This window comes from Mycobacterium sp. (genome assembly GCF_008709575.1).
Taxonomy (GTDB): domain Bacteria; phylum Actinomycetota; class Actinomycetes; order Mycobacteriales; family Mycobacteriaceae; genus Mycobacterium.
The window spans coordinates 1-787 of record NZ_VYIK01000266.1 but is presented as its reverse complement, the minus strand read 5'-3'; the positions used below and the strand labels follow the sequence as shown (position 1 = coordinate 787).

The 787-nt window shown below is 63.0% G+C and carries 2 protein-coding genes; both read left to right on the top strand.

Annotation, left to right across the window (positions count from 1 at the left end):
* Nucleotides 1-119 precede the first annotated feature (119 nt).
* The gene (locus F6Q13_RS18365) at nt 120-419 is read left to right on the top strand and encodes a transposase (protein ID WP_293059593.1); all 300 of its coding nucleotides are present in this window, start codon (nt 120-122) and stop codon (nt 417-419) included.
* Between the two features lie 2 nt (nt 420-421).
* Nucleotides 422-730: a hypothetical protein gene (locus F6Q13_RS18360; protein ID WP_067971399.1), complete on the top strand. Its 309-nt coding sequence runs from the start codon at nt 422-424 to the stop codon at nt 728-730.
* Nucleotides 731-787 lie beyond the last annotated feature (57 nt).

Below are 787 nucleotides of genomic sequence, written 5' to 3'. Positions count from 1 at the left end.
GAAAGCATGGGGGTGTTGTTGCAAAACGCGAATCACCTCATGCCTCTGTGTCAGAAATGAACCAACTGGGCCGAGACGCACACCAGATCACGTAGTGATTCGTAGTATATTGTAGGTGTGTGCAGGTTGACTGGGGCAAGCGGGCCGACTACATCGGGGAGCGGCACGGCATCTCTGCGGCCTGGGCGGATCAAGCGGCCAACGACCGTCACGCCGGGCGGCAAGTGCCAGACCCGGCCAGTCGGTCGGGCCTGTCGGTTCGGGTGATCGGCTATTCGCCGTCGGCGCGGGCGGTGCTGACCGTGATTTTGGTGTCCGCCGATGCTGATCCCGATGAGCGCCCGGACGGCGATTGGTGGGGTAGCAACGCCTGGATCGCGAATCAACAGGATCAGGACCTCTACAGTGAGGAGCAGTAAGAATGAGCAGGATTGACGATCTACTCGCCGACGAAGGCGCACGCGCGGAGGCATACTCGGGAGGCCCGGCGCCTGAGCATGTCACGACGAGCCGGCCGAATCTCGGCCGCCAGACTGTGGTCTCGGTGCGCTTGGCTGCCGATGAGCATGAGCGCCTGAGCCAGGCCGCCCGCAAAGCGGGAATGTCGCTATCGACTCTTATCCGGGTGTGGGCCGTCGATCGGCTGCACGCCGAAGATCACGGCGAATCAGGAACCGTCGCCGAGCGTCTAGCCCGGCTCGAACGCGAAGTATTCAGACGACCCGCCTGAACTAGCCTCGATTTTTCACATGGCCTGGCGGGGTTGCTCGGAGCCGGTTGCTGGCCG

Bases quoted from the DNA above. Each gene is read 5' to 3' on its own strand.
- F6Q13_RS18360 (WP_067971399.1), top strand. From the start codon at position 422: ATGAGCAGGATTGACGATCTACTCGCCGACGAAGGCGCACGCGCGGAG.